Origin of the sequence: Hominiventricola aquisgranensis (assembly GCF_040096225.1) — a bacterium.
Taxonomy (GTDB): Bacteria; Bacillota; Clostridia; order Lachnospirales; family Lachnospiraceae; genus Hominiventricola; species Hominiventricola aquisgranensis.
On record NZ_JBBMFC010000006.1, the window covers coordinates 1 to 26,264 of the forward strand.

Below are 26,264 nucleotides of genomic sequence, written 5' to 3' on the forward strand. Positions count from 1 at the left end.
TCAAAAGAATATTTAGCCATAAAAATACCGACCTCCAATCGTTAGATTTTTAGGTCTAACTTTTGGGGGTCGGTACAATTTGGATTAGTCTCAATGATAGATTACTACACCGAAAGGTGTGTTACTTGTTAAGTTGATTGAACCGCCGTATACGGAACCGTACGTACGGTGGTGTGAGAGGTCGGGAAAATTTATTTAATTTTCCCTCCTACTCGATGCATACCTTTCTAATCCTTAACTTTTCTTAAGTTTGAAAAATCCACTTTTCCTTGATTTCCTTGGAAAAGTGGATTTTTGTGTTACTAATTTGTTAATAGTTCAGTGAAAATCTTATTATTTCAGCAGTTCAATCGTAGCCCGAAGTTGTTCCAATGTCTTGTGATTATACACCCTGTTTCCGATATCTTTTGATTTATGGCCGATGATTAGATCAATACATTTCTTATTGGCGTGGGCATTATCAAGGCGGGTCTCGACAGTATGTCTGGTTGCATGAGGAGTCTTTGTATCATCCTCTGGATCAATGCCGATTAGTGCCAGGGTTTCTTTCCAGATTTTGTAAAACCGAGTCTTAGGTATTCGTTTTCCATCTTCTGCGATCAGATAGTTTCCTGGCTGGTCCATCAGCTCTATGACAATAGGCTGGATCCGTGAATGGATGGGTACTATTCGTCCTTTTCCGGCAGCGGTTTTTACACCGCTTTGAAAATACAGCTCATTCAGGTTTACCTGATCCTTTTTCATTCCAAGCAATTCAACCAAGCGGAAACCTGTGTACAGATAGAGGAGCATGAAGTCTGCTCCAGTTTCACCGCGGTGTTTCCACAGATCTTCTATCTGCTTATCGGTGAAGGGCGTCCTGGCTTGTTTATCTGGAGGAACGGCTGATACCGAAATGATGGATGAATACTTTTTATCTATGATATCCCGTTCAAAGGCGAAATCATCTAAATGTCCCCACAGATTCTTCATATGCGTTTGAGAAGAATAACTGAAGACGCCGTCTATGGCATCCTGCATATCGAAAGATTTGATATTGATGTATTTCATCCCGTAGAGCTTGGAACAGTGTTTATAAGCCGCCTGAAGCGAATACTGCAGGGATGTTCCGAGTTTTGGCTTTTTGATTTTGGACCATTGATTATAGAGATCGGCAAGGGTGATATTCTTGCGGTCAATGTTCCAGGGATTGTGGTTGTATTTGGCCAGAATAATATTGGCTTCTTCTTCGGTGGCAGCGTAATCAAGAGGCACCTGCCGACCGTTACCATCGGCATCATACTGTGTTACTTTTATGATCCACGGCTTGGATCGGTTTCCTTTAAGCTTGGTCACGGATCCGTAGCCATTTGGGTTTCTTTTTCCCACTGTTTGACTTCCTTTCTGAAATTTCAGTTGTTATTTGAGATTCTTTGAGATCCTTATCAAAATTTCACTTGTGTATAGGAGCCACGCAGTGTATAATACAAAATGTATCGTACATCTATGTTATAGCACTGCATCGCTAAATGCTGTATGTGGCTCCCTATAATGTGGAAAGCTAATCCGCCGCATCACGCCAATGGTGTGGCGGATTCTTTATGTTCTAAATTTTCCATATATTTCCAATAAAAGATTGATAAGTAAAAAGTATAATAGATATCTGTGCCCAGCCTTCCGGTACAACAGAAAGGTGGGACTTGCCATGTCTATTAAATACATAAGATACAAAGACAATACCGTTTTCGCGTTATATTACCGTTCCAATGACACTCTTTATTACAACTTAGCATTTACTGGACCGACAAAAATCTACTATCTTCTTTAACCCAACCACAGGGCTGGGCACTATCCAATGTTACGATCAGTTGAATCTGGATCCATAGGTGGATAATTTGCTTCCAATTCTTCCGGAGATCCGGGAACCAGATCTGACAGATCATCCATGTTTTCACTATTCAATGCTGCAGCGATAGCCTTGAAATATTCAATGACACCTTTCTGATATTCCGGTTTCAGATTCAGAAACTTCTCCACAACGACATATGCATTCTGATCCAGATGGTATTCTGCTGCCAGAACATCCATGGCAGAGCTGGGACTCGGATTGAACATCTCACCGGTTCCGGTTCGGAGCCAGGATTCATTCACATTAAATTCACGGCAGATAGAAGTAATAACCTGATCTGTGATAGCGTTGATTCCACATTCCCATTGACCAACAGTATTTCTTTTAACACCAAGTTTATCAGCGAACTTTTGTTGTGTTAAATCAAGCTCTTTTCTTATCTTTTTTATTCGCTCTTTCAAATGATATCACCTCCTTCTGTGCACAGATTATAATCTGAAACACACTCGACGTCAACAATATTTTGCTACTAAAACAACAAAAAGCTATTAAAACAACAAAAATATCTTGACAATGCTGTTTTAATAGCATACAATAGCCACAGAAACAACAAAAAAACTATTTGCTATTATAAAATGTTTCTCGCGCATCTTCATATGCAATATGAAATTTATTTGCGCGGTAGAAGAAAAAAACAGAAAGCAGAACCAAGATAACAGTAGCCAAAGGTTTATATGAGATAGCTACGATTCCAATGAATAGCAAAATAACTGCTAAAGTGATCCTTCTTTTATAGTAGCCTTCCAATGCATCAATGATTTGTGGATGTTGTTTAACCATCTCAGCAATGTTTGAGTTTGTAACAACAACCTTGGTAGTTGGTATATGGGAAACAGTAGGACTTTCCGCATGAGAAGAGTAGCTATTTGAGGAATGTTTGCTTGACGGTACAAGGTCATCTAATCCTATAGATGTTTCGTTGTACACATGGTTGTAGACAGAACGCTTAGGATCTTTGATAAGACCGGTTCCCTTTTTCCCATATAAAGGATTTACCGATTTCTTGACAGCATGGGTGACTCTTCCAGTTGTTCTGGCAGAAATAGATTTTCTTGGACTTGGTTTTCTGATTACAGATCGCATAGGCAACCTCCTTGGTATTTGATGATGTGGCAATTTGATTATAGCAAGGAGGCTATGAAAAGAAAAGCAAGAACGCAAAACGGAAGGAAGTGAGAAAATGCAAGATCCGAAAATAGAAAAATTGTATGAGCTCTTGGCAAGGGCAGAAAAAGAGCATGATCGGGATGCCATAGCAGCTTTGCGGTGGGCAATTGTAATGCTGGAGTATTGAAATCAAGGGTCTGTAGCTCAATGGCAGAGCAGCGTGACGTCACATAAAACAGGGAGAGCAAGGTTCCAGGTTCGATTCCTGGCAGACCCACTAGGGTATAGCTGTAGATGCCCAAAAGAATAATCGGTCATTCCATGGATTATTCCCTACAGCAGTCGCAGGGCTGGTTTCATAGGGGTATGGAGCTTCCAGCCCTGCCACTAAGAAAAGAGAGGAGGAAACCTGATGAAGACAATGAAAGAGAATTTCACAGAAGAACAGATGAAGGACGCAAGACAGCTTTGCGGGATCCTGAACACTACTTCTGATGGAAAGAAGAACATCTTCCTGGCAATTGCCAATGCCTACATGGATGGCATGGCTGCAGGAGCAGCCGTTGTTGCGGCAGGCACTGTTAAATGATCAGTCGCAGAAGCGGCGGATTGGTTTTCCAGATCATGGAGAAAGAGTACGATACTATATTTCCTGCTTTGGCGGGCAGGAAAAGAACCGAGGTGACACATGGAATTTAGTGAAAAGCTCCGAGTAACGATGAAAGAACGGAATATCAACCAGGTTCAGCTTGCCGGGCTGACCGGTAAATGTAAGGCAACAGTCAGCCAGTGGCTATCCGGGAAGCAGACTCCAACCGAAGACGGACAGACACGGATCGCGCAGGCTATGGGACTTCCGGAAGATTATTTCTGGAAAGAGGATTCAGTGATCCATCTGGTGAAGAAAGCTGGAACAGTTGAAAAGCTGCTCCCGAAGGATGCAGCACGATTGCTTGGTATATCCGTCAGATCGGTCAGCCTGGGACTGCAGCAGGGTGTGTTCCCATGGGGCTACGGAATCCATACAGAGCGTAGCTGGGTATATTTCATCAACGCCCGGAGATTTGCAGAAATCGAAGGAATTGACCTTGAAAGGAAAGGAGAAACAACCAATGCATCTACATAAATTATTCCTGGCAACAGCAGGAATGGCGATCCTGGCCGTTACCATGGATCCCGGAATGTCGGTTGTCGCAGCACCGGTTGTACAGCTTATCCCGGATGAACCTATGGACAGCTATAAGCCGGAAGGATGGAGCGATGAAGACAGTTATCTGCTGGCGAAGATCGCCATGGCCGAGGCAGAGGGAGAGGATACCGCCGGAAAAGCACTGGTAATGTGTGTGGTTCTGAACCGCGTCGAAAGCATCCAGTTTCCAGACACGATCTATGATGTAGTCCATGATGACGGAGCATTTACTCCCGTTGCAAATGGACGATATGAGAAGGTAGAGCCGAATGAAGACTGCTATGCAGCACTTGATATGGTAAAGGATGGCTGGGATGGCAGCGATGGGGCATTGTACTTTGAACGAACCAGTAAGAATCCTACCTGGCATAGCCGGAACCTGGACAAGCTCTTTATCTATGGCAATCATACATTCTACATGGAAAGAGGCGATGATGAATGAAGATGAAGCTCGATAGAGGGATTCTGATCATCGCAGACTGTGACGGAATGCAGCTTAATATTATCAAGAGCTGGAACAAGATGAAATGGAACCGGAGCCGCCAGTGGCTGGAAGGACCATGTACCGGAGAACTTCTGAACCGATTGGCAGGACTTGTAAAGTTGCCGCCAACCATAGAAGAACAACGGCAGCACATGAACCGGATCGCGGGAGCAGTTGATCAGGAACGGATGAAAGAAGACCCGGAACCACTTTATAAATATCCGGTAAAGTTCCCGCTTTTCAAGCATCAGGTCAGAGGTGCCAACATGGCACTGATCACGTTTGGCTTGATTGAGCCACCAGAAATCACTCAAAAGGAAAAAGCCCCATGAAGAGGGCATACTGCAGATGAGGACATTGATTATTTTATGAAAATGATAGAAGAAGGAGACTTTGACTAATGATAAAGGTTAATATTCAGACCATCAATGATAATGGAAAAACTGTAAACGAGGCAACACTGGAAGGTGAAACATTGTATTTCATCCTGACAAAGAAACTCAAAGAAGATGAAAAACTTATTTCTTTTGAGGGAAATAACGGATTCTGTGGTAGAGCGATCCCGGATAAGCTGATCGGAGATTCCTGGTGTAAAAATATCGCCAGTATCATCAGGAAACAGTGTGACGATAAAGATCTGGATACGGCATTTCAGTTATTCAATCTGTCAGAAATGCTTAGACATGAGAGCGATGAGTTGATTAACAAGGTCGTTGAAACAAGTGATCCGGAAAAACTGATTCCTAAAGAGGTTATTAATTTTATCATGAAACACAAATGATATACAGGATTCAGAAGAGGAAGGGAAGTGATTTAATGCCCATGAACAATAATTATCAGCCCGGGAAAGGCTTTGGATTCTTATTTGAAATGGGTTGCTAAGGTGGAAAGACCTTAACAGCTATCGCCGTTGCAGGTGCAGCCTACCAGATGGGAGCTATTGAAAAGGTTCTCATTGTAGCACCGACCTCGGTGTGTGCCGTATGGCCGAAAGAATTTGAGGATGCAGCAACGTTCAAGTTCAAAGTAAATGTGTTGCTTGGAGACAAGAGGCAGCGGATCCGGGAACTGGAAGCCTTAAAAGCATTCCCGTTTAAGGCTTTGAAGGTTGCGGTGATCAACTATGAAAGTACCTGGAGAGAAGGCATCATTGAAACCCTGATGGATTGGAAGCCGGATATGGTGATCGCAGATGAAAGCCAGCGAATCAAGACTCACGATGCGCAGCAAAGCAAGGCTATGCACCGGCTGGGAGATATTGCAAAGTATAAGCTCATACTTTCCGGTACACCGGTTCAGAACAATGCGATTGATATATTCAGCCAGTACCGGTTCCTGGATCCGACTGTATTTGGAATGAATTATTATGCATTCCGTGGTCGATATGCCATTATGGGTGGATTCAGCAACCGGCAGATCGTAGGGTACAAGGATTTGGATGAGCTGATCCGAAAGGAACATTCCATAGCGTACCGAGTGACGAAGGAAGAGGCACTGGATCTTCCAGAGCAGACATTTATCACAAGAAATATCCGGATGGATACGAAGGACAAGAACCTGTATGACCAGATCCGGAAGAACAGCTTTGCAGAACTTGAATCCGGTGGACAGATCACGGCACCGACTGTGCTTACCAAGCTGCTGCGTCTGCAGCAGTTCACCGGCGGATTCATTCAGACAGATGATGGAAATAAGCCGGAGCTGGTATTCAGAGGGAAGTTAAATGCGCTGGAAGATATCCTGGATGATTATGTGATCGATGCAGGAAAGAAGCTGGTAGTATTTTGCAGATTCCGGCCGGAGATCGATCTGATCCAGAAGCTGCTGGAAAAGAAGAAAATCAAATACTGCAGCATTTATGGAGATATCAAGATCGATGATCGGGGAGCCATCGTAAAGGAATTTCAGAATAACCCGGATGTGAAGGTGTTCCTAGCACAGATCGATACTGCAGGGCTTGGAATCACACTGACTGCAGCAGACACCTGTGTATATTATTCGGTCAATTTTAATTATGCAGCATACAGTCAGAGCCTTGCCCGGATCCACAGGATCGGACAGCGGAACCGCTGCACATACATTCATCTGGTGGTTGAAAAGACCATTGATGAGACAGTTCTGAAGGCACTGGCAAAGAAAGAAGATCTTGCAAAAACAGTCGTTGATGACTGGAAACAATTCTTTTAGGAGGTAAACATGGAATCACAGTTGGATCAGAAAATCAGAGAATACAAGGAGCTCTTGGATCGCAAAGAAGAGCTTGAAAATCTGACAAAAGAAAATAATGCGGCGAAGGAAAAGCTGGAACAGGACATCTGCAAGATGATGATCGATGAAGAGAAGCCGAGCACCATTGTTGATGGATTTAATTACAGCCTGTCGCAGAAGGTTATGTATTCCAAAAAATCAGAGGAAGATCTGGCGGCACTTGAAAAAGAAACGGGTCTCTCATTTTTCGATGTACTCCGGGATCAGGGTCTGGGGGACATCATCAAAGAGACCGTAAATCCGAAAACACTGCAGAGTACCGTGGCAGCCATGAAAGAAGATCTTGGTGAGGATCAGGATCTTCCGGAAGATCTGACACAGTGCTTGAGCATCTATGAAAAGCTGACCATTACAAAGCGGAAAGCTAATACAAAGGCTCTGGATCGGGCAAAGAAATCTAAAAAGTAGGAGGAATGCAAAGTGGAAAGATATATGAACATGTCAGATGTAACATTGGCCAATATTACAGATGAACAGTTTGCTATGTTGGTGGATATTGAATGTATGTACAACGGAAAAATCATCTCGGTTGATAAACCTACATATCAGGTTGAGCCAACTGTGCCAGTTGGAGAAATCGACGTATATGAAGTCGCTGGTTACAATTTTACAGACCCAAAAGAAGCTGAAAAAGTAGCACAGATTATCAATTCATCAACTAGCAGGGTAAGACTTGATTATGACTACAAAGTTGGATATGAGTACAGATACATTGAAACAGAAGAAGACACTTCAGTTAAGGTTGTCGCTAAAAATGTATATTCTAAAGATACTTTTTCATATCTTTCAGGAATCCTTACCAATATTACAGAGATTAGGGATTCCAATAAAAAAGCGAAGAAAGAATATGCAGCCCGCTGCTATGAAAGAAATGAGATTGCGGAAGAAATTAGCAAAGCAGTTTCAGAAGCCAGAAGCAGAGAATACAGACTTAAAGTTGCTTGTAATGTATACACCAAGTACTTAGAACTCTGCAATGGAGATAAAGAGATTGCGGATAAGTTTTTTAAGCAGAGCGAATATTCGGATCTGTTTGATAAGATCACAAAGAAAACGGAGGAAGAGTAAGTATGGGAGACTACGAACAGATGGAAATGGATATCCGCCTGGATAGTGAGCGGAATCTGAAGGACAACCTGGTGAAGGTTATCCAGTTCACCTATAACAATCAGGAGCGGGAAAGAAAATTAACCGGTGATGATCTTGGAACTGTGCGTAATAAGCATGAAGGATATGGCATTGCAGCGGAAGCACACAGCCGCATCCAGAACTGTGAGAAAGATCTGAAAAATGGTATGGGTGATTACCTTGCAAAACTTCAGGTAGAAGGTGATGAGGCTATCAAAGAATGCAGCCGCTTATATGATGCAGCATTAAATGTGGCCATGAACGCTATCATTATGGCTGCAGATATGACCCGGATCCTGAATGATCTCTATTATGGTACCGGTTCAAAGAAGACTCCGCTGGAAGAAGCTTTTGATGCAGCAGAGGAAGAATCAGGAGATGGGTTCGAGGAAGCCGGTGAGGCAGATGCTGAGGCTTCAGAGATGCAGGACGAGGAAGTCACCACCAACGAGGAAAATGGCGAATGTGGGGCTTGTGAGAGCACAGAAGAAGGAGAAGCGTAATGGCGATTCAGGTTGAGAAAAAAGAGATTATTACCGTTACAGATGATAACGGAACACCACTCACAAAAGGGGATCCCATTCTGATCAGATGCCAGGATCAGGATATTGTGTGTCGTTATATGGGTATGAAGAATGGATACTTTGTAACAGAAACATTGGATAGTACGAATGAAAACAAGTACCGTACAGGAAGCATTGAAAGTTGTAGAAGAATCTCTGGAATCAGAGAATGGCCGGTTGTTGAAGCAAAGAGGGAGGCATAAGCGATGGCAAAGAATGAAGTTGCGACTATGGACAGTTTTAATCTGGTGACACTTATGAACAGCGATCTGGCAGAAGCAATCGCAGAGGAATTGGATGGTCTTGGAAATTTGCCGTACGACAAAGTAAAGATTCCTTCTGGCGGTGGACTCGCTTTTGAAATTCCCGGAGATGATGAAGATAACCCGGAAAGCAGTACTGAGTTGGTAGGTGTGATCCTTTTCCATCATGCGATCAATGGATACTGGAAGGAGAAATTCAGCGGAGGCAATGAGAAGCCGGACTGCTCCAGTTTTGATGGAAAGACAGGCATGGTCAGTGAAACAGGAGAGGTCAGAAACTGTGTGGATTGTCCGTTCAATCAGTTCGGATCTGATGAAGACGGCAGGGGAAAAGCTTGTAAGAATTTACATAGAATCTATCTGTTGAGAGAGGATAACCCGGTTCCTCTGATTATCTCCCTGCCACCGACTTCTCTGAAATACATGAGAGATTACATTGGTAAGAGAATCCTGTTAAAGGGTATGCGCTGCTATGATGCGATCACAAAGATCACACTGAAAAAAGAGAAAAATGCCGGAGGCATTGCATACAGCCGGGCTGTGTTCACTTTCGCAGGAAAGCTGAAGCCAGAGCAGGCTGCAGAGGCAAAAGCCATGGCAGACACGATCAAGCAGCAGGACAAGAATATTGATATTGAAAACAGTGATTATGAGACAGCAGGTGAAGCTGTGACTAATGAGGGATTCATGGATATCCCAGAAGGCACACAGGAAAATCTGCCATTTAACTAAGGACGGAGGGGGACGCAAAAAACAGGCGTCCCCCTTGTAGATGGAGGACACTATGGAACGGATTTATATTATATCCAGATATCGTGCCAGGACAGGAAGCGGACAGAGGTTTAACTGCCAGGTAGCTCAGTACATATGCCGACAGGTGGCAGCAGCCGGAGGTGTGCCGGTTGCCCCACATCTTTTCTATACCCAGTTCTTGGATGACAGCTATGAGGATGACCGGGAACGTGGAATAACATTCGGGTTGGACGACCTGAGCAGATCTAACGAGTATCTGCTGATTGTGATCGATGGAGTGATCAGCGCAGGTATGAAGAGAGAGCTTGCAGAGGCAGCACGCCTGAATATGCGGGGACACATTATTTCTATGACACACGAAGAAATCAGACGGTTAATGAAGGTGGTTAGATGAATGCAGATCAGCTCAACATAGATGATTTTGTTGATTATGCAGCCGAGTACCGAAGCATGTTGAAGAACTTCAGCATGACCGGTGACCGGATCATGGGGCGCTGTCCGTTCCATGATGACCGTCAGGATTCCTTTACTGCAGATGCCAAGACTGGCATGTGTCACTGTTTTACCGGATGCATAGATGGCAATTTCATCAGTTTTTGGAGCAAATTCTACAATACAGATACCAAAACAGCATATAAGCAGATCCTGGATAAATACGGAAAGCTTACGGATCCACAGGAACAAAAACCCCAAAAGCCGAAGATGAAGGATTACACCTTATCAGAGTACTCCTTCAGTAAGCGACTGCCGGAAGAGTTCTTGAAGGATGTTTGCCTTGCTTCCACCGGAAAAGACCGAGATGGTGTGCGTTGGTTGAAACTACCTTACAAGCGGGCAGATGGTGTGACGGAAGTATTCCGGAAGCGATATGGCGGAAAAGAGTTCCGCTGGAGCTATGGAAGCAGTGGCAAATTGTGCCTGTATGGAGAATGGAGACTGCCGGAGATTCAGAAAAACGGATACGTAGTGCTTCCGGAAGGGGAATCAGATACACAGACATTGTGGTACTTGAATATTGCAGCGCTTGGTGTTCCGGGCGCAAGTAATTTCAAAGCTCGTATGGTACCGCAGTTGGAAGGATTGAAGATCTATATTCATGTGGAACCGGATAAGGGCGGAGAGACGTTCCTGGAAAAAGTATGCCGGATCCTTCATGAAGAGGAATTTTCCGGAGAAGTGTACACCTGGAGCTGCAGACAGTTTGGCGCTAAGGATCCATCAGAGCTGTATCTGAGAGACGGAAAAGAAAAGGCGTCACAGGAGATTCAGGCAGCTATTCAGAGTGCAAAGAAAATAGATCTGGATCAGGTTCATGACATTATTCCGGAAGCGGTAAAGGGCGCACCGGTAAACCTGCGGCAGCCAGAAGGGTGGATCTATTCGGAAAAGGGCATCAGCCACATCGAAGAACGCAAAGCGACACCGACACTTGTGTGCCGGACACCGATCATTCTGACACAGAGGCTTAAAAGCATGGAGACTGGAGAAGAGAAGATCGAGATCGCATTCAAGAGGGACGGAGAGTGGCACAAAGTAATCTATCCACGAAGCACGATCTTCACAAGCCGCAGCATCACGGCACTGGCAGATCTTGGATGTACGATCACATCAGAGAATGCCAAGCTGGTGGTGCGTTTCCTGGAAGCCCTGGAAGCCGAGAATATTGATATTATCACCAAGGCGGACTCCGCATCCACTTTTGGCTGGCAGACAGGCGGACGGTTCCTTCCGGGGCATGGAGACGATATTGTGTTGGATATTGAACCATCCCTGCGGGGGTGGGCTGCAGCGTATCATGCCAATGGGACATTTGAAGGTTGGAAAGACACCATGCGGCCGCACCGGGAGCGGGACAAGTTCCGGTTCATCCTGGCGGCCAGCTTTGCAGCACCACTACTGAGGATCCTGTCTCAGAGAATCTTTTTCGTATATAACTGGGGCGGATCAAAAGGCGGAAAGACGGCAGCCTTGAAAGCAGCGTTATCAGCATGGGGCGATCCGGAACGTTTGATGGTCAATTTCAATGCGACACAGGTTGCATTGGAACGTATGGCAGGATTCTACAATGATCTTCCTATGGGCATTGATGAGCGACAGCTGGCCGGGCAGAAACAGGAAAGCCTGGAGAAAATCGTATATATGATCGCATCCGGTACCGGCCGGGCGCGAGGCAGCAAGGGCGGCGGACTGCAGGCATTGAACACCTGGAGGACCGTGGCACTGGCAACCGGTGAAGAACCGTTATCCACAGAGACATCCCAGACAGGAGTGAGCACCCGTGTGCTTGAAATCTACGGCGGACCATTTGATGTTGAGCAGGAAGCAAGTATGATGCATCAGCAAGCACCGCTGAACTGTGGCTGGGCTGGTCCGGAGTTCATCCGGCGGGTGTTGAGCACGGATGAACTGAGCATCAAGGATCATTATGACAGGATGGTGGAGCAGGTCTATCAGCTTGCAGATGGTACCAGCGGTAGCCATATCGCCGGAATCAGCGCGGTAGCACTGGCAGATGCCATGATCGATACCTGGATCTTCAAGGCTGCTGCGGAGCGCAGCAGTATACCCGGAGAAAAGGCACCACTTGAAATTGATCCAGAATCGTGGGAGCGGGCTGTGCGTATGGCACGGAGCATCCTTCAGGAACAGATGGCAGCAGGTGTGGCGGATGTAAATGAGAATGCAACTCAGTTCATCGTGGACTGGATTCTGTCAAACCGGCAGTATTTTGGAGATAAAGTGATCGGCACCTGCCTGGGCACCATGAGCACCGATCAGGAGAAAGCATACATATATCCGTCCCTTCTGAACAATGCTTTGACAAGAGCCGGGTACAGCCCAAGGAAGACTCTGAAATATCTGGCAGATAACGGAATAATTGCGAGTTCACAAAAAAAGAATGGCGGAAAAGAGTACTGTGTGCGGAAATGGTTTGATAATCGTACATGCAGGTTCGTGGAATTTGACCTGAAACGATTCTCAAAACCGGTGGATCCATTAGATGAAGAGGAAGCAGCAGAGGAAAGAGACAGATCGGAAAAGGACGCAGACGGGTTCACTCAGATGGAGCTGGAGCAGGAAAATCCGTTTGAATCAACGGAACAGCAGTTGCCGTATTAGTATGCTGTTTCCATTACGCCTAATAATTAGGCGTAATGCTAGGTGTAAGGTTAGGCGTAATGGAAAAAATTCTTAAAAATCAAGGCTTTTTAAGCCTATTATATATTACATTACGACATTACGCCTATTATATAGGCTTTATATGGAGCGTTGTGTGCATCACTTTTCACTGCACATGTAAAAAGTTTTGGTATATTTCAAAAAATTAGGCGTAAGGCGGAAGGAATGGCAGAAAAAGTTGATATTTCAACATTTTTTCATTACGCCTAGCGATTTTCAGTAGGCGTAATGAATTTTAGGCGTAAGGAGAGACGCTGATGGAAAAAACAGAAGAATCCCTTGAAAAATTAAGGAAAACACTGGATCGATACCGGAAAAATAAGACTCTGGTAGCCCCGGAAGATTTGAAGGGACGATACAGAATCCCATTTCAGAATCTGCAACAGCAGTTAAAGATGGAGCTTAAAGAATATGTGATAGGTTATTGCTACGGAGGCTTGAAGTTCTTTCAGTCAGACGGGCAGCATCTCCTGCAGCAGATCCGGGATGAGATTAAGAGATCTGGAATTGAAAAAGAGATCAGTGTGGCAGCGTTTCGAGAATATGACCTGCAGCGGATCCAGCAGATCACAGAGAAACATAAACAACAGGTTCGGAGGATATGGGTGGCATATTTTCAGAATCACACAACAGCCGAGAAGGCATTGTTATTCAGAGAGGAGACTAAGAATGAATAATCGTAGCGAGAATATTAACTATTTTGAAAGCATCATGGACTTAGTAGAAAGAAAAGGAAAAGATGAACTGATGGTATACATCAGAAACAGTGATTTTTATACGGCTCCGGCCAGTACCAGATTTCATCTGAGCACCGAAGGAGGGCTGCTGCAGCATAGCCTGAATGTATATGAGTGCCTGATGGCAAAGAGAGATAATGTTGTATGGGGACCAATTTTAGATGAGGTAGGAAAAGATAGCCTGACGATTGTTTCCCTGCTCCATGACATTTGTAAAACCAACTTCTATGCCACAGAGCTCAGATGGAGAAAAGATAGCAATAATCGTTGGGAACAGTATCCAGTATATGCCATTGATGACCAGTTGCCATATGGCCACGGGGAAAAATCTGTAATGATGATTGAAAAATTCATGAAGTTGATGGATGAAGAGAAATTTGCGATCCGCTGGCATATGGGATATTCAGAACCGGCTGGATTGTATCCACAGGTTGGAAAGGCTATGGAGCTGTATCCGTTAGTACTGGCATTGCATGAAGCAGATATGGAAGCCAGCAAGATTCTGGAAGTGGAGAGATAGTATGAAGGCATTGAGTATTTGGCAGCCATGGGCGCAGCTTCTGGCTGTCGGAGTAAAGCATGATGAAACCAGATCCTGGGGAACCAGCTATCGCGGACCAATCCTGATTCATGCAGCAAAGCGTAAGATGAACTATTCTACAGAATTTATAGGTTTGCACAGAAGCCCATTTTACAAGTATTTCAAAGTAATGGGATACGGAGCCTATGAGAATATTCTTGCTTTGCCACATGGAGCAATCATTGGCATGGCGGAATTAGTTGACTGCAGGAAGATCGACCAGGAATACCACGATTTTGTCAGAGACTTCTGCAGGTCAGATTATGCGTTCGGAGATTTCACAGTTGGAAGGTATGCCTGGAGGATGGAAAAGCCGGTGCTTTTCAAAGAACCGATTCCGGCAGCAGGAAAGCAGGGACTGTGGAATTGGGATGGAGAGCTGCCGGAACTTCTGGAGGTGTAGTGTAGGATGGAGAGATTAACGAAATGGATTGATGATGGTGAGAACAGATGGGCTATTCCAGATCCGGAAATAAGATCAAACGGACATGGTAAATGTTGCAATAAGTTGGCAGAACTCGAAGATCTGGAAGAACAGGGAAGGCTTCTACGGTTGCCGTACAGGGAATTAGAGGGACAGGAAGAAAAACATAGCAATAAGATGCCAGATGGAGTGGTGGATTTCATCCGGCACCGTTTCATGACAAGACAGTAGCAATAATAACAGGGAGGTTAATAGAAATGTTTATAAAGCAGATTAGCAAAGATGAAGCATTACAACTTGCATCAAAAGGACAGGATATTCTGATTATGGTTCCTGGTGAAGGAGATGGCAGCTGGAACGATATGGTTCCGGATACTTTACAGAACCTGTTAGCCGGACTCATGTTTTTCAGGAAAGAACCAGCATTAGAGAATCAGATTCTTGAGGAAGATAATACCCCCCCCCGATGCAAAAGTAATAGAGACGTTAAGAAACCTTCCGGAAGCACCCCAAAACCAGCCACCAACAGTGAGGCTTCCGGTGCAGAAGGTTCCGGTGCAGAAAAGAAAAAGAGAGTAGCAGTGGATACAGGTAAAATGCTAGCTTTGCGTAATGCTGGATGGACAATGAAAAAAATTGCGGAAGAATTAGGTATTAGTGAAGCTAGTGTGTTTAATTACCTGAAAAAAATGGAAATGGAGGACAAACGGTGAGACTGATTGATGCAGACAAAATAACAGCTAAAGTAATTGTGAGGAACATGGGAGTAGATTATGGATTTGTGGCATGCGCCATAATTGATATGTTGAAAAATCAGCCGACAGCTTACAATTTGAATATGGTTGTAGAGCAGTTAGAAGAATTGGCAGATAAATCCAATGACAAAATTTTGGAAGCTGGCGAATTGCAGCAATACTACGATGGATACGAGGACGGTGTGCGGGCAGCAATCGAGATTGCAAAAGATGGGTATAGCAAATGAGAAGAAGGTATAGCAATGAAAGAATGTAAATATAGAGGATGGTCCACGGATCTGAAGCGTTGGGTTTATGGCTCGTATTATGAGCATTGTTCCTGCGCGGTGTGTTTTGCAGGTGAGGATAAGCCGGAATATCATCAGGCAAGAATTATTTTTGAGCAAATAGTTGATTGGAGTTTCCCGTATAGAACAATGATTGCTGATGTTGAGCCGGAATCGGTCGGTGCATTTTCTGGATACACTTTGAACGGGATAGAAATTTATGAAGGAGATGTGATTACCTGCAGCGGTATCAAATATCCTGGTATTGTTAAATATGGCAAGTATGATGATTCGCACATGGGATTTTACATTGATTGGGCTGAATCATCGTTCTTGCGAAAGGATATTTGTTATTGGCTCGAATCAGAGAACCGATCGATTAAGGTCATTGGAAATCTGTATGAAAATCCGGAGTTGGAGGACAAAGTATATGGCAAAGATAAGAGATAAAGCCTATGTGTTGAACCGAGAAAAGTATAAGGCGATCAAGAAATATGATCATCAACAGATGGAAGATTTTTGTACCAGCATCTATGAGTCTGGTTACCGGACCGGTTATGAAACAGGCTGCAAAGCCGCTGCGGAGACGATAAGCAAAAACATTGTATCAAATATCCGGATAGATACGATAAATGAGGTTCTGCAAGCGGCAGCTCAGGTAAAAGGTATTGGACCCAAAAAGCTGGAAGAAATCAGCGCGATATTGGAGGCAGGACATGAAAAGATTTGATGCTTTTTTGACTGCGGCGGCGATTACTTGGGGAATTGGTTGGGTGTGGCGATATCTTGAAATCATGTTTTATGGACAGATTCAGGTTAGGACAGTCGATAATATTGTATCAATTATTTTCTTAGTTGTTCTTTACATTTATGAAAGGCGGATCCAGGAACGATGGTAAAAGGACTTGACCGGCTGACGAAAGCAGAAGCCATAGAATTTGTTCAGCATCAGTTTGGTGTCAGTGCCACTGCAGCAGAAAATTATCTTCGGAATCATATACCAAAAGAAAGCTATTACCAGAAAAAAATCATGGAATATGTGAAGGCTACATACCCGGAATCATTTGTGTGGAAGGAGGCGGCTGGTGAATACAGCCGCCGGGGTATCCCGGATGTGTCGGCAGTCATTGATGGCAGATATCATGGATTCGAGGTAAAGCGGCCATATTTTGGAAAGCTCAGCAAGATTCAGGAGCAGACAATTAAGCGGATCCGGGCTGCAGGTGGCATCGCCGGTGCGTGTATCTTTCCGGAAGATGCAGAGCGACTGATTCAGGAAGGGAGGAAATTGTGATGAAGCGATCAGCGAGAAAGTTGATTCAGAAGGCAGAAAACGGAAAATTGTTTACAGATGTGCCGACAGCCATTCTGTGTTCAAGTATCCAGATGATGCTCGATGAACTGAAGCAACGTGGATTAGCGGTAAAAGATTTTGACCATAAAGAAAAGCATGTAGAGCAGGTGCAGTTGATCAATAACACGGTATATTTTTTGACAAAAGGAGATGATCCCAATGGAGAGGCATAAGGAAAGATTATTACCGGAGGCAGTTGTTCTGGATAAATATCTCAATTCGTATAATCGATGCAAGAACCGGAAGCGAGCGTTGGAACGGAGAAAATATAATCTGGAGCAGGAATTTTACAGCCCACTGCACTCGCCTGTTATTGACGGAATGCCGAAAGGCAGCGGTGGCCAGAATGTAGGGTGTGCCGGACTAAGTTATGAGTTGGATGAGATCAACACCAGGATAGATGAAAAGATCCAGGAATTGAGGAAAGAATATGTAAAGATTACAGACATTCTGGAATTTTTGAACGATGGATCAACAGAACGGGCCATCCTGGAATACAAGTACATTGATGGATTATCCTGGAAAGGTATTTGTGATCAGGAACATTTGTCGAAAACACCGGCAACGCAATACTGGCGGAAGGGTTTATACCTGCTTCTGGAATTTGCAAAGGTTCAGGAGCTTGTTCGGGAATACGAAAAAGAGATTGACGGAGTGCTGCATACATAGCTATAATTTTGATTAAGCGAAGGAGGGCGCGACCATGGAAAAAAATATTTTTTTGAAGAAACATCCTGAGGCTCAGATTATTTTTGACCTGGCAGATAAGTTAAATGCAGCAGAGTATTCTATCTATTTCAGTTTTGATGACTATGGTGACAGTGGAGAGCTTAACGAAGAAGAGCTGGAAGGATGCACCGAAGAACAGCGTAGAAGGATCTTCTGGGAGAATTGTCCGCTTTTCATCGAGACACAGACCGGAGAGCTGATTGATGGACTTGAAGCACCTGTGGCAGCATATTTTAATGGGGATGAGCTGACGGTAGCTCTTGGCGGGCGTGGTCCGCGGGAAGTAAAAACGGCAGAAGAGGCATTTCATATTTTTAAGAAATTTTTTGAATCAAAGTAAGGCATGAAAAAAGCACCGGTTAAGGTGCTTTTTTTAGTCATCAAGAATGCTTTCGATGGGAACTCCCAGCGCACGGGCAAGATCCCGGACCCGGCCAACAGATGCATCATTGATATTTGATCGACCCTGTTCATATCTTTCGATAGCGCGGGCATTAACGCCAGATTTTTCAGCCAGCTGGGCGCGAGTCATACCAAGATCCTGCCGAATTTTTGTTAATTTGGTCAGATTATTTTTTTTAACATAAGCCATAAAACTGTACCTCAATATTTTTTTAGCGCCGGTGATCGTTCCGGCGCTTTTATTATACTCCTACAGTCGTACTTTGTCATACTAATTTTTTGAAACGGTGTGTTCGAGATCCAGGTGTGAATTTTGTTACATGGATATCTTCAGGTTGGCAGTTGTATTTTTCAGATAACTGCTCCTTCATAAATTCAATTTTTCCCGGATACAGATCTGCTTTATTGATGGAGCTCAGATGCCGGCCGTTCAGCTTGAACATAATCCAGGTCTCACCGGAATCTTCCAAATAAATTTTTTGACGGGCCTGCTGCAAGAATGCCAGGTCAAATCCAAAATCACAATACCCGTGTGCGATAGTTTCGTAATAGAATGGGGACGGATCCGCAGCAGTTCCATAGTTCATGATGTAGACGATACCGGTCACGGTTGCCCCATCATCCATTATTACATCAATATTTTCTTTGCGGTAAAGATGCGGGTATCCCTCATAGTGATCCAGGCTTTTTTCATCTGCTGCGGAGATTTCCCAGACAGCAACGGGTACATCCGTCTTGGCACCAGGCAAGATTGTGGCAACACCGCAGCCGCGTGAGTTTCCCCAGAAAGTGAGGGAATAATTTTTGACTACACCTGTGCCGTAAACAGTAGCGTCAGGGCAGCGGTAACGCATCTGTCCCCGGTGTAAATTTGATCCGTAAGCAACGTAGAATTTTTTTGATCTTTTCATGATATGTACCTCCGAAATATTTTTTGACCGGTTGCCCGGTAAAGCCTGTGCCGGGAATCGAACCCGGCGGGAACCGTTCAGGCTAATTATTACAAATCTTTGCAAAGAGATCTGGCCAACCGGCATATCTGACATCTACAATTTTGTCATCAAGAGCGGAGTCCGGTGTAGCGTTATCACTCATGATCACAGAAACAATATCGCCATTGTCGTAGTCTTCAATGCCATAAAAGCTATACAGAAGACCTGAGCCTGTTGAGAATGTTACAAGATCATTTTTTTCGTCCAGATCAACGATTACTCCGGCTGTTTGGTATGTGCGTTCTTCAGGAAGAATCACCTCCGGATTTTTGATAGCATAGCCAAGCAGGAAGGATCCGGCGATAGCAGCCATTGTTAAGAAAAATTTTTTGTTCATCATAAGTTTGACCTCCAGAAATTTATTGACCGGTGTGTGCCGGGGATTAGTAAGCAGCCTGTGTGCCAGGTTCGATGTAAGACAGTAAAGCAATATTGTTTTGAAAAATTGTGATCCGGATCACAGAGATCCCGGAATCTTCTGGGCTGTTTTCCCATTCAGCAGAAACCGCCAATATTGTGTCTTCTTCATCTTCAATGAATCCGGATCCACATTCATATGCGTCTTTGATGGCGCTGGTAATCAGATCGCCAAGGATGTTATTTTCTTTTGCTTTCATGAGTAGACCTCCCAACTATGCAGCCATCAGTTGCTCATATTTTTGAATCTGTTCTATGGTCAGCCATTCCGGTTTTTCATCATCAGGAAAGCTGTGCCACAATACTTTCATGGCTGAAATATGATCAGGAACATTTAAGCCCCACAGATCCTTTTCGTTTTTGTGGCCATTGCCTAAGAAGTATTCGCAATCGCTCCGCAGCCGATCCAGCAGCATGTAACGGAATTTTGGGTCATAATCCATTGGGTTAAATTTTTTCATATTCGATACCTCCGCATATTTTTTTGTTCCGGATGACTCCGGGAATCCCGGCTGAGGGAATCGAACCCTCAGCGAAACCGTACCGGGAAATTAGTACCAGGAAGACTGGAAACAAGGCTGACCGTCCCATGGGGATAATGAGATGCAACTGCTTATTTTTACATGCCAGCCACCGTGTGCCTTTTCGTAGGAATCCTGGGACACGGTTTTTTGGATCGGATCACCGATCCGGCGGTCCGGATCAGGGATCACATAACCGCTCATGGAGCTGTTGGTCTCCGTTTCGATATGACCAAGTTCTACAATCTCGATTTTGCAGGCACTGATGATCTTGGTCACTAGATAGAACTCAACGTTTGTTTGTTCGTAGCCCCAGGAATCCTCCAGGATATCACCAACTTTGATCCCGAATTTTGAAACCGGATCAGATTTTTTTGCTACCGGAGCCTGTGCCGGAGCAGCAGCTCCACCGGATAATTCTTCAGCCAATGCCAGCCGCTCGGTGGTGTTCTTTGCATACCACAATTTTTTCATGCGATGCCACCGGAAGCCTGCAGCCTTCATTGCTTCCCGGATCTCTTCCGCCGGTTTACCCTCGAATGATAATTCGATGCCGTTCAGTTCCTGATTGATTGCCATTGTACACATAAGCGAACCTCCTATAAATGTTTATATACGCTTGAAAGCGTTTCTTTTGTTTGCCGTGACTCTAACTCTGCGTGACAGGAAAGTCAAGTCAATTTTTGAAAAAATTTTTTTCAACCGGTAAAACCGGAAAAGCCCTCCCCGGGATCGAACCGGGTTTTGTTGGATCCATCCAGAGGGCTGTGTCCTGGTGACCTATCGATACAGGTCACCAGATTTTCCGAATCTCCATGCAGAATTACTAGCAAGGTTTTTAAGTAAATGTTGACGTGGATTTTTGAACATATCACCAGTCCAACCCATACTCACCAACCATGTTCTCATGGCAAATTTTTCATTTCCAGCGGTCATGATCGGATTTTTTTCTGCCTTGATCCGGGTGCTGGTCAATGCCTTGGCATTCATGGAAAGCACCAGCAGGACAAAAGATCTAATCACTCCAGCATGAAGTGTGGCATTAAAAGCCCGGATCTCAATTGTGTTGCAATCCTTGCCACGGGTTGAGAAGTAGCGGTGCAAGTTCAGCAGATGATACCGGCTTTCATCGTAGTGGCTTGTCCTACAGTATTCCGGAGCACTACCGGAAAAGTTTTTATACCATGCCGTCTCGATCTGTTCGATCGTTTTACAACCCTTCAGATCTTCCATGAAGTTAGTCGGTGTGCCGTGTTCAGAATAGCCACCACGGCGGTTATTCATCGGAACGCACCAATTTCTAATTCTGGACTCATCAACGCCAAGTGCTTTATAAAGCATCTCTTCCTGCGAAAACACCAAGTTGATAAAGTTTTTCAGGGATCTGGCAGTGTGTTCCTTGCTTCCCACATGTACGTGGATTCCGCAACCGTAACGGGCTCCGGTTTTTGCTCCGGCATTCCGTAGTGCCCGGATTACGTTCTGCAGGGTATCCATATCTGCCAGATACAGGGGCGGTGTGTTCAGTTCACAGGAATAAGCCCCGCGACTATCAGCCTGTCTGCCGTTGCTATCTATTGCGTTAATGGAACAGTCAGAAACAAACAACCACTCCCGTCCCTGGGGATCGATCACCTGGTATTTATGATATGCTCCACCAAGATAGTGCACAGATGATCCAGCACCAAGAACGCTGGCGGTAACATGAGCTGCAGATTCCCTTGTGATTGCCGTCATTTCCACCTCGACACCGTAGGTCATCTGGTGGATCATTGTTTTCATTTCGGCTCTTTCGTTTTTGCTTGCCATTTTAGTTCCTCCTATTATGAATTTTATAAAACGCTTTCAAGCGTTGTTTTGCATGGCTGTATCATCGCTCTGGTGTGCCTATTTTGTCAAGTCGAATTTTCAAAAAAATTCTTGAAGTTTGAAAAACGTTGAAAAATCAACGAAAAACAGACACAAAAAAGATCGATTAAGAGAAGCAGTCACCTGATCAGAGATGGCAACGTTGGACGGATCAGTTCGCTCCTGATGGAAGAAACAGGAAAAGCTCTGTGGGCATTGGATCAGATCAAGCAGATCAGAAGGAAGATAAGGCTGAGCCTATCGGATCGGATCAGGCAGGGCAGAAGGGAGACGGGTGTGTCCATTGGATCGGATCAGGCGGAGCAATAGAAAGACAGACGGGTGTGTCCATTGGATCGGATCAGGCGGAGCAGATAGCAGAGGGCTGAGCCTATCGGATCAGGTCAGCCAGGACCAAAAGGAGACAGGGCTGAGCCTATCGGATCGGAGCAACCAGAGGGCTGTGTCCATGAAGTAGAACCAAGCGGAGGGTGTACACTGTCCATAGAAGGAAAACGAACCCCCAAAACCCCTTCTGTGCCCTTTAGGTACTACCTGTGTCTATCTGGAATGCGGGGCGAATCGAGCGCAGTGTTTTTGCCGAAAAAAAGTAAAAAAATTTTTGCATTTCGTTACGCAAAATAGCACGCAATAGCACTCTCGAATGTGATAATATGTTAATATGAAATTCAGAAATGAGGCGGATGCGGTGATGCATTCGCTTTTTTAGTGGAGAAAACTGCTATGAAAATTGAAAAAAGAAAGTTATCCGAACTGAAACCGGCAGAGTATAATCCACGAAAAACTTTGACTCCGGCGGATCCGGAATATCAGAAAATTAAACGCAGCATAGAAACATTTGGTTATGTAGATCCAATGATTATCAATGCAGATGGAACTATTATCGGTGGACATCAGCGGCATACTGTGCTTACGGATTTAGGTTATTCAGAAGCAGAGTGTGTAGTATTGGATCTGAATAAGGAAGATGAAAAAGCACTTAATATTGCTATGAACAAAATTTCTGGCGAATGGGATACCGTTAAATTGAAAGATTTATTGGTAGAACTTGACCTTGGAGATTATGATCTGAGCCTTACCGGATTTGACAGTAAAGAATTGGGTGATTTAATAGATCTTTCAGGATTTGAACCTGAAATCACAGAAGATGAATTTGATCCGGAAGAAGCTACAGATCTATCATTTGTAAATATCGGAGAGGTGTGGCAGCTTGGCCGACATCGGTTAATGTGTGGAGACAGCGCATCAGAGGATGATGTAAAAAAGCTGATGGGTGATGAAAAAATGGATCTTATCATCACGGATCCACCATACAATGTGGCTTATGAAAATAAGCAGGAAAAATTGAATGAATGGCGTACCAACAACAATGGAGCCATGAAAATTAAGAATGATTCCATGAAACAGGATGAGTTCTATATGTTTCTTTTGAAAGCATTTGGAAATATAGAAGCCTGCATGAGAGAAGGTGCAGCTATTTATGTATTCCATGCAGACATAGAAGGACTTACATTCAGGAAAGCATATCAGGATGCTGGGCTAAAATTGGCAGAAGTTCTGATATGGGAAAAGAATAATTTTGTAATAGGCAGAAATGATTATCATTGGCGGCATGAGCCGATTCTCTACGGCTGGAAAGAAGGGGCTGGACATTACTTTATTCAGGATCGGACACAGGATACCGTTATTCTGGAAGATGATGTCGATCTTGAAAATATGAAAAAACCAGAACTTATTGCCTATATCAAAGATAAAATACGTCAGTATGCGGATCAGAGTTCGGTTATATTTGAAAAAAGACCGGTCAGCAATGATCTGCATCCAACGATGAAACCGCTGGAACTTATAGGAAAATTTATGAGGAATAGCAGTAAAAAAGGTTGGAATGTTGGTGATCTGTTTGGCGGCAGCGGGTCAACCCTGATAGCAGCTGAGCAGCTTGGTCGCAATGCCTATGTGATGGAATTTGATGAGCACTATGCCAGTGTGATCATTCGGCGTTGGGAAGAGTTTACGGGTCAGGAAGCAGTAAGGATAGAGTGATGGAATGGCAGAGGAAAAGACGAATGGTTATTACAAAGTTGACATTATAGCGGATCTTTTTGGCGTAAGTGTGCGGCGTATCCAGCAGCTTACACAGGAAGGAGTCATATCTACAGTTGCCACAAAAGAAGGCAGGCGGTATGATCTTGTGCCTACGATCCAGAAGTATGTGAAATATCTTCAGGATAAGGCATATGGCAAGTCAAAGTCTGAAGCGGAAGGAAAGCTGAAGGAGCAGAAGCTCCGGGCTGAAATCGCTTTGAAGGAATCGCAGAGCGAATTACATCGTTTAAGGACAGAAATTGCAGCGGGAAAGTATGTTTCGGTTGAAGAGGTAAAAATGGACTACAGCCGATTTTTTATTTCCTTCAAAAAATTTGCGATGTCTTTACCAAGTAAACTGGCAGGGCGGTTGACCGGTTTTGTTGATCCGGTGGAGGTAAGGACTATTGAAAACGAACTTCAGAAAGATGTGCAGCGGTTACTTAATAGTTTTGTTGTAAACGCTGTGGTTGAAGAAGATGGCAAGGCGTAAAAAAATACCGGTAACACAATACCAGTATGAAGCCCTGCAGTATTTAAGTCCGCCAGAGCAATTAACTGTTTCGGAGTGGGCAGAAAAATATCGTATCCTGGATGCAAAATCATCTGCAATGCCAGGACCATGGAGCAATGACATCACTCCATATCTGAAAGGAGTAATGGATGAGTTCAACAACTATGAGACTGAAAAAATCGTATTTGTAAAGCCGACTCAGGTTGGAGGTACAGAAGCTCTTCAGAATATGATCGGATACATTGTAATGCAGGATCCTGCTCCCACGATGATTGTATATCCGACTGATACGTTGGCGAAGTCCATTTCTGAAAACCGATTGCAGCCAATGTTGAAGGCTACACCAGAGATTGCGAAAAAGTTTGATGACACATCCCCGTTGTTAGAGCTGCAGTTTGATGGAATGTATCTGACATTGGCAGGATCCAATTCTCCATCAGGTCTTGCAAGTAAACCTATACGGTTCCTGATGATGGATGAGGTTGATAAATATCCGGGAGCCAGCAACAAAGAGGCTGACCCTATAAAACTTGCTACGGAGCGAACAAAAACGTTCCATAACAAAAAAATTTATATTACAAGCACGCCTACATTGAAAACAGGGCATATCTGGAAGGAAAAAGAGGATGCGGATATTGAGAAGCATTTCTTTGTGCCATGTCCGCACTGTGGCGAATACATTGAACTGTTGTTTCCAAATATCCGTTTTCCGGATGATGAAGGGATGAGCTATGCTGATCGGGCAGAGTTCGCCACTTATGTGTGTCAGAAATGCGGATGTGTGATTACGGACAATGACAAGCACAATATGTTAAAGCTTGGTGAATGGAGAACTGTCCGGCATAGCACAAAGTATGTAAGAAATGTAGCGTTTTGGATCAATACATTGTACAGCCCGTTTGTACGGTGGTCTGATATTGCGAAAGAATTTCTTCAGACAAAGGATAATCCGGAAGATTTTCAGAACTTTGTCAATTCCTGGCTGGCAGAGCCGTGGGAAGATACAAAGCTGAAAACAAATGCAGATTTGGTTATGGAACGGCAGACAGATCTTCCAGCTTATGTAGTGCCATCCTGGACAAAACTTCTGACAGCAGGAGTCGATGTACAAGAGACATGCTTATACTGGACTATCAGAGCCTGGGGCGATTACCTGACCAGTCAAAATATTGCACATGGACAGGCATTATCTTTCCAGGAAATCGATCAGATTATGAATCTGCAATACCAGACAGAAGACGGCGATCCGGTAGTTGTAAATCTGTGTCTGGTAGACTCCGGTGATCAGACCGATATGGTATATGATTTTTGCGTAACTCATGCAGATTACGCGCTGCCGGTAAAAGGATCCAATCATGCACAGCTAAGTCCTTATAAATTGAGTAAAATCAGTAAAGTAGACAGTAAAGCATATGGCATGACCTTAGTAATTGCTGATGGTAATGCATATAAAGACATGATTGCAGGCAGAATGAAGCGTCCCAATGGACGTGGAAGCTGGATGGTATATGCCGGATGCGATATGGAATATGCGCAGCAGGTAACGGCAGAGCACAAAATCAATGTAAAAAAGAATGGTGTTGTGCGGCAAGTATGGGTACCGAAAAGGAGTCATGTGGATAACCATTATCTGGATGCAGAGGTATATGCGTTGGCAGCTGCGGATATCAGGGAAGTAAGAACACTTCATCTTCGGAATGAAGATCCTGAAGAACTTTTGACTCAAAAAAACGAGGAACCTGAAACACCTGAAGAACAGTGGATCAGAATCAATGAGAACTGGCTGGGAGGATAGA

The 26,264-nt window shown here is 44.2% G+C and carries 40 protein-coding genes, 1 tRNA gene and 1 pseudogene; 32 read left to right on the plus strand and 10 right to left on the minus strand.

Annotated elements, in window-relative coordinates; all coding sequences use genetic code 11:
• Positions 1-333: 333 nt before the first annotated feature.
• The 3 genes from WMO62_RS04325 to WMO62_RS04335 form a co-directional block, all read right to left on the minus strand.
• Entirely contained in the window at positions 334-1,368 is a 1,035-nt protein-coding gene (locus WMO62_RS04325) for a tyrosine-type recombinase/integrase (protein WP_349143921.1), read from the minus strand.
• 459 nt (positions 1,369-1,827) lie between these two features.
• Positions 1,828-2,289, minus strand: coding sequence for a helix-turn-helix domain-containing protein (locus WMO62_RS04330; RefSeq protein WP_349143922.1), 462 nt, complete (start codon positions 2,287-2,289; stop codon positions 1,828-1,830).
• Positions 2,290-2,446: 157 nt separating this feature from the next.
• Positions 2,447-2,971, minus strand: a complete 525-nt coding sequence (locus WMO62_RS04335; RefSeq protein ID WP_349143923.1) for a hypothetical protein — start codon at positions 2,969-2,971, stop codon at positions 2,447-2,449.
• A 217-nt stretch (positions 2,972-3,188) separates the two neighbouring features.
• On the opposite strand from WMO62_RS04335, the gene WMO62_RS04340 reads away from it, so the two are divergent.
• From WMO62_RS04340 to WMO62_RS04475, 28 genes and pseudogenes are all read left to right on the plus strand, one after another.
• A tRNA-OTHER gene (locus WMO62_RS04340) sits at positions 3,189-3,272 on the plus strand.
• Positions 3,273-3,407: 135 nt separating this feature from the next.
• Positions 3,408-3,584: a hypothetical protein gene (locus tag WMO62_RS04345; RefSeq protein ID WP_349143924.1), complete on the plus strand. Its 177-nt coding sequence runs from the start codon at positions 3,408-3,410 to the stop codon at positions 3,582-3,584.
• 99 nt (positions 3,585-3,683) lie between these two features.
• Entirely contained in the window at positions 3,684-4,121 is a 438-nt protein-coding gene (locus WMO62_RS04350; RefSeq protein WP_349143925.1) for a helix-turn-helix domain-containing protein, read from the plus strand.
• Positions 4,108-4,626, plus strand: coding sequence for a cell wall hydrolase (locus WMO62_RS04355; protein WP_349143926.1), 519 nt, complete (start codon positions 4,108-4,110; stop codon positions 4,624-4,626). Before WMO62_RS04350 ends, WMO62_RS04355 begins: the two co-directional genes overlap by 14 nt.
• A complete protein-coding gene (locus WMO62_RS04360; protein WP_349143927.1) occupies positions 4,623-5,000 on the plus strand; it encodes a hypothetical protein in 378 nt (125 codons plus the stop codon). The genes WMO62_RS04355 and WMO62_RS04360 overlap by 4 nt, the downstream gene beginning before the upstream one ends.
• 68 nt (positions 5,001-5,068) lie before the next feature.
• Positions 5,069-5,449, plus strand: coding sequence for a hypothetical protein (locus WMO62_RS04365; RefSeq protein ID WP_349143928.1), 381 nt, complete (start codon positions 5,069-5,071; stop codon positions 5,447-5,449).
• A gap of 116 nt (positions 5,450-5,565) precedes the next feature.
• Positions 5,566-6,312: pseudogene (locus tag WMO62_RS04370) on the plus strand (SNF2-related protein); the annotation flags it as partial.
• Entirely contained in the window at positions 6,295-6,855 is a 561-nt protein-coding gene (locus WMO62_RS04375; RefSeq protein WP_349144030.1) for a helicase-related protein, read from the plus strand. The pseudogene WMO62_RS04370 and the gene WMO62_RS04375, both read left to right, overlap by 18 nt.
• A 9-nt stretch (positions 6,856-6,864) precedes the next feature.
• The gene (locus WMO62_RS04380) at positions 6,865-7,344 is read left to right on the plus strand and encodes a gp33 family protein (RefSeq protein WP_349143929.1); all 480 of its coding nucleotides are present in this window, start codon (positions 6,865-6,867) and stop codon (positions 7,342-7,344) included.
• Between the two features lie 12 nt (positions 7,345-7,356).
• Positions 7,357-8,004, plus strand: coding sequence for a hypothetical protein (locus WMO62_RS04385; protein WP_349143930.1), 648 nt, complete (start codon positions 7,357-7,359; stop codon positions 8,002-8,004).
• A 2-nt stretch (positions 8,005-8,006) separates the two neighbouring features.
• Positions 8,007-8,567 carry a hypothetical protein gene (locus WMO62_RS04390; protein ID WP_349143931.1) on the plus strand — a complete coding sequence of 187 codons (561 nt, stop codon included), beginning with the start codon at positions 8,007-8,009 and terminating at the stop codon, positions 8,565-8,567.
• Positions 8,567-8,830, plus strand: coding sequence for a hypothetical protein (locus WMO62_RS04395; RefSeq protein ID WP_349143932.1), 264 nt, complete (start codon positions 8,567-8,569; stop codon positions 8,828-8,830). Before WMO62_RS04390 ends, WMO62_RS04395 begins: the two co-directional genes overlap by 1 nt.
• 3 nt (positions 8,831-8,833) lie before the next feature.
• A complete protein-coding gene (locus tag WMO62_RS04400; RefSeq protein ID WP_349143933.1) occupies positions 8,834-9,622 on the plus strand; it encodes a hypothetical protein in 789 nt (262 codons plus the stop codon).
• A 52-nt stretch (positions 9,623-9,674) separates the two neighbouring features.
• Complete coding sequence (locus WMO62_RS04405; protein WP_349143934.1) at positions 9,675-10,037, plus strand: DUF7768 domain-containing protein; 363 nt, start codon at positions 9,675-9,677, stop codon at positions 10,035-10,037.
• Complete coding sequence (locus WMO62_RS04410) at positions 10,034-12,763, plus strand: DUF927 domain-containing protein (RefSeq protein WP_349143935.1); 2,730 nt, start codon at positions 10,034-10,036, stop codon at positions 12,761-12,763. Before WMO62_RS04405 ends, WMO62_RS04410 begins: the two co-directional genes overlap by 4 nt.
• Positions 12,764-13,080: 317 nt before the next feature.
• Positions 13,081-13,500 carry a hypothetical protein gene (locus tag WMO62_RS04415; RefSeq protein ID WP_349143937.1) on the plus strand — a complete coding sequence of 140 codons (420 nt, stop codon included), beginning with the start codon at positions 13,081-13,083 and terminating at the stop codon, positions 13,498-13,500.
• Entirely contained in the window at positions 13,493-14,080 is a 588-nt protein-coding gene (locus WMO62_RS04420) for a hydrolase (RefSeq protein WP_349143938.1), read from the plus strand. The genes WMO62_RS04415 and WMO62_RS04420 overlap by 8 nt, the downstream gene beginning before the upstream one ends.
• Before the next feature lies 1 nt (position 14,081).
• Positions 14,082-14,543 carry an ASCH domain-containing protein gene (locus tag WMO62_RS04425; protein WP_349143939.1) on the plus strand — a complete coding sequence of 154 codons (462 nt, stop codon included), beginning with the start codon at positions 14,082-14,084 and terminating at the stop codon, positions 14,541-14,543.
• A 6-nt stretch (positions 14,544-14,549) separates the two neighbouring features.
• Positions 14,550-14,795 carry a hypothetical protein gene (locus WMO62_RS04430; RefSeq protein WP_349143940.1) on the plus strand — a complete coding sequence of 82 codons (246 nt, stop codon included), beginning with the start codon at positions 14,550-14,552 and terminating at the stop codon, positions 14,793-14,795.
• Between the two features lie 26 nt (positions 14,796-14,821).
• Entirely contained in the window at positions 14,822-15,277 is a 456-nt protein-coding gene (locus WMO62_RS04435; protein ID WP_349143941.1) for a terminase gpP N-terminus-related DNA-binding protein, read from the plus strand.
• Complete coding sequence (locus WMO62_RS04440) at positions 15,274-15,546, plus strand: hypothetical protein (RefSeq protein WP_349143942.1); 273 nt, start codon at positions 15,274-15,276, stop codon at positions 15,544-15,546. Before WMO62_RS04435 ends, WMO62_RS04440 begins: the two co-directional genes overlap by 4 nt.
• A 15-nt stretch (positions 15,547-15,561) precedes the next feature.
• A complete protein-coding gene (locus WMO62_RS04445) occupies positions 15,562-16,035 on the plus strand; it encodes a YopX family protein (protein WP_349143943.1) in 474 nt (157 codons plus the stop codon).
• Positions 16,016-16,315: a hypothetical protein gene (locus tag WMO62_RS04450; RefSeq protein WP_349143944.1), complete on the plus strand. Its 300-nt coding sequence runs from the start codon at positions 16,016-16,018 to the stop codon at positions 16,313-16,315. Before WMO62_RS04445 ends, WMO62_RS04450 begins: the two co-directional genes overlap by 20 nt.
• Positions 16,302-16,484 (plus strand): hypothetical protein, encoded by a 183-nt coding sequence (locus WMO62_RS04455; RefSeq protein ID WP_118438419.1) that lies wholly within the window; start codon positions 16,302-16,304, stop codon positions 16,482-16,484. The genes WMO62_RS04450 and WMO62_RS04455 overlap by 14 nt, the downstream gene beginning before the upstream one ends.
• Positions 16,478-16,879: a VRR-NUC domain-containing protein gene (locus tag WMO62_RS04460; protein ID WP_349143945.1), complete on the plus strand. Its 402-nt coding sequence runs from the start codon at positions 16,478-16,480 to the stop codon at positions 16,877-16,879. Before WMO62_RS04455 ends, WMO62_RS04460 begins: the two co-directional genes overlap by 7 nt.
• Complete coding sequence (locus tag WMO62_RS04465) at positions 16,879-17,112, plus strand: hypothetical protein (RefSeq protein WP_118438418.1); 234 nt, start codon at positions 16,879-16,881, stop codon at positions 17,110-17,112. Before WMO62_RS04460 ends, WMO62_RS04465 begins: the two co-directional genes overlap by 1 nt.
• The gene (locus tag WMO62_RS04470) at positions 17,099-17,608 is read left to right on the plus strand and encodes a hypothetical protein (protein WP_349143946.1); all 510 of its coding nucleotides are present in this window, start codon (positions 17,099-17,101) and stop codon (positions 17,606-17,608) included. The genes WMO62_RS04465 and WMO62_RS04470 overlap by 14 nt, the downstream gene beginning before the upstream one ends.
• Positions 17,609-17,642: 34 nt before the next feature.
• Positions 17,643-18,008 (plus strand): hypothetical protein, encoded by a 366-nt coding sequence (locus WMO62_RS04475; RefSeq protein ID WP_349143947.1) that lies wholly within the window; start codon positions 17,643-17,645, stop codon positions 18,006-18,008.
• A gap of 33 nt (positions 18,009-18,041) precedes the next feature.
• Here the strand turns inward: WMO62_RS04475 and WMO62_RS04480 are convergent, their stop codons facing one another.
• The 7 genes from WMO62_RS04480 to WMO62_RS04510 all read right to left on the minus strand — a co-directional run bounded on the left by WMO62_RS04480 (position 18,042) and on the right by WMO62_RS04510 (position 21,809).
• Positions 18,042-18,260: a helix-turn-helix domain-containing protein gene (locus tag WMO62_RS04480; RefSeq protein WP_118438415.1), complete on the minus strand. Its 219-nt coding sequence runs from the start codon at positions 18,258-18,260 to the stop codon at positions 18,042-18,044.
• A gap of 76 nt (positions 18,261-18,336) precedes the next feature.
• Positions 18,337-18,981 (minus strand): gamma-glutamylcyclotransferase family protein, encoded by a 645-nt coding sequence (locus WMO62_RS04485; protein WP_349143948.1) that lies wholly within the window; start codon positions 18,979-18,981, stop codon positions 18,337-18,339.
• 82 nt (positions 18,982-19,063) lie between these two features.
• Positions 19,064-19,402 (minus strand): hypothetical protein, encoded by a 339-nt coding sequence (locus WMO62_RS04490; RefSeq protein ID WP_349143949.1) that lies wholly within the window; start codon positions 19,400-19,402, stop codon positions 19,064-19,066.
• Positions 19,403-19,445: 43 nt separating this feature from the next.
• A complete protein-coding gene (locus tag WMO62_RS04495; protein ID WP_349143950.1) occupies positions 19,446-19,679 on the minus strand; it encodes a hypothetical protein in 234 nt (77 codons plus the stop codon).
• 15 nt (positions 19,680-19,694) lie between these two features.
• A complete protein-coding gene (locus WMO62_RS04500; protein WP_349143951.1) occupies positions 19,695-19,940 on the minus strand; it encodes an LPD11 domain-containing protein in 246 nt (81 codons plus the stop codon).
• A 90-nt stretch (positions 19,941-20,030) separates the two neighbouring features.
• On the minus strand, positions 20,031-20,588 hold the full coding sequence (locus WMO62_RS04505) for a hypothetical protein (protein ID WP_349143952.1): 558 nt from the start codon (positions 20,586-20,588) through the stop codon (positions 20,031-20,033).
• 192 nt (positions 20,589-20,780) lie between these two features.
• Entirely contained in the window at positions 20,781-21,809 is a 1,029-nt protein-coding gene (locus WMO62_RS04510) for an amidoligase family protein (protein ID WP_349143953.1), read from the minus strand.
• Positions 21,810-22,057: 248 nt separating this feature from the next.
• Between WMO62_RS04510 and WMO62_RS04515 the strand changes: the two genes are divergently transcribed.
• The 4 genes from WMO62_RS04515 (at position 22,058) to WMO62_RS04530 (ending at position 26,263) form a co-directional block, all read left to right on the plus strand.
• Positions 22,058-22,237: a hypothetical protein gene (locus WMO62_RS04515; RefSeq protein ID WP_349143954.1), complete on the plus strand. Its 180-nt coding sequence runs from the start codon at positions 22,058-22,060 to the stop codon at positions 22,235-22,237.
• Positions 22,238-22,592: 355 nt separating this feature from the next.
• Entirely contained in the window at positions 22,593-23,912 is a 1,320-nt protein-coding gene (locus WMO62_RS04520; protein ID WP_349143955.1) for a site-specific DNA-methyltransferase, read from the plus strand.
• A 4-nt stretch (positions 23,913-23,916) separates the two neighbouring features.
• Positions 23,917-24,447: a hypothetical protein gene (locus WMO62_RS04525; protein WP_118438408.1), complete on the plus strand. Its 531-nt coding sequence runs from the start codon at positions 23,917-23,919 to the stop codon at positions 24,445-24,447.
• Complete coding sequence (locus tag WMO62_RS04530; RefSeq protein ID WP_118438407.1) at positions 24,434-26,263, plus strand: phage terminase large subunit family protein; 1,830 nt, start codon at positions 24,434-24,436, stop codon at positions 26,261-26,263. Before WMO62_RS04525 ends, WMO62_RS04530 begins: the two co-directional genes overlap by 14 nt.
• Position 26,264: the final 1 nt, after the last annotated feature.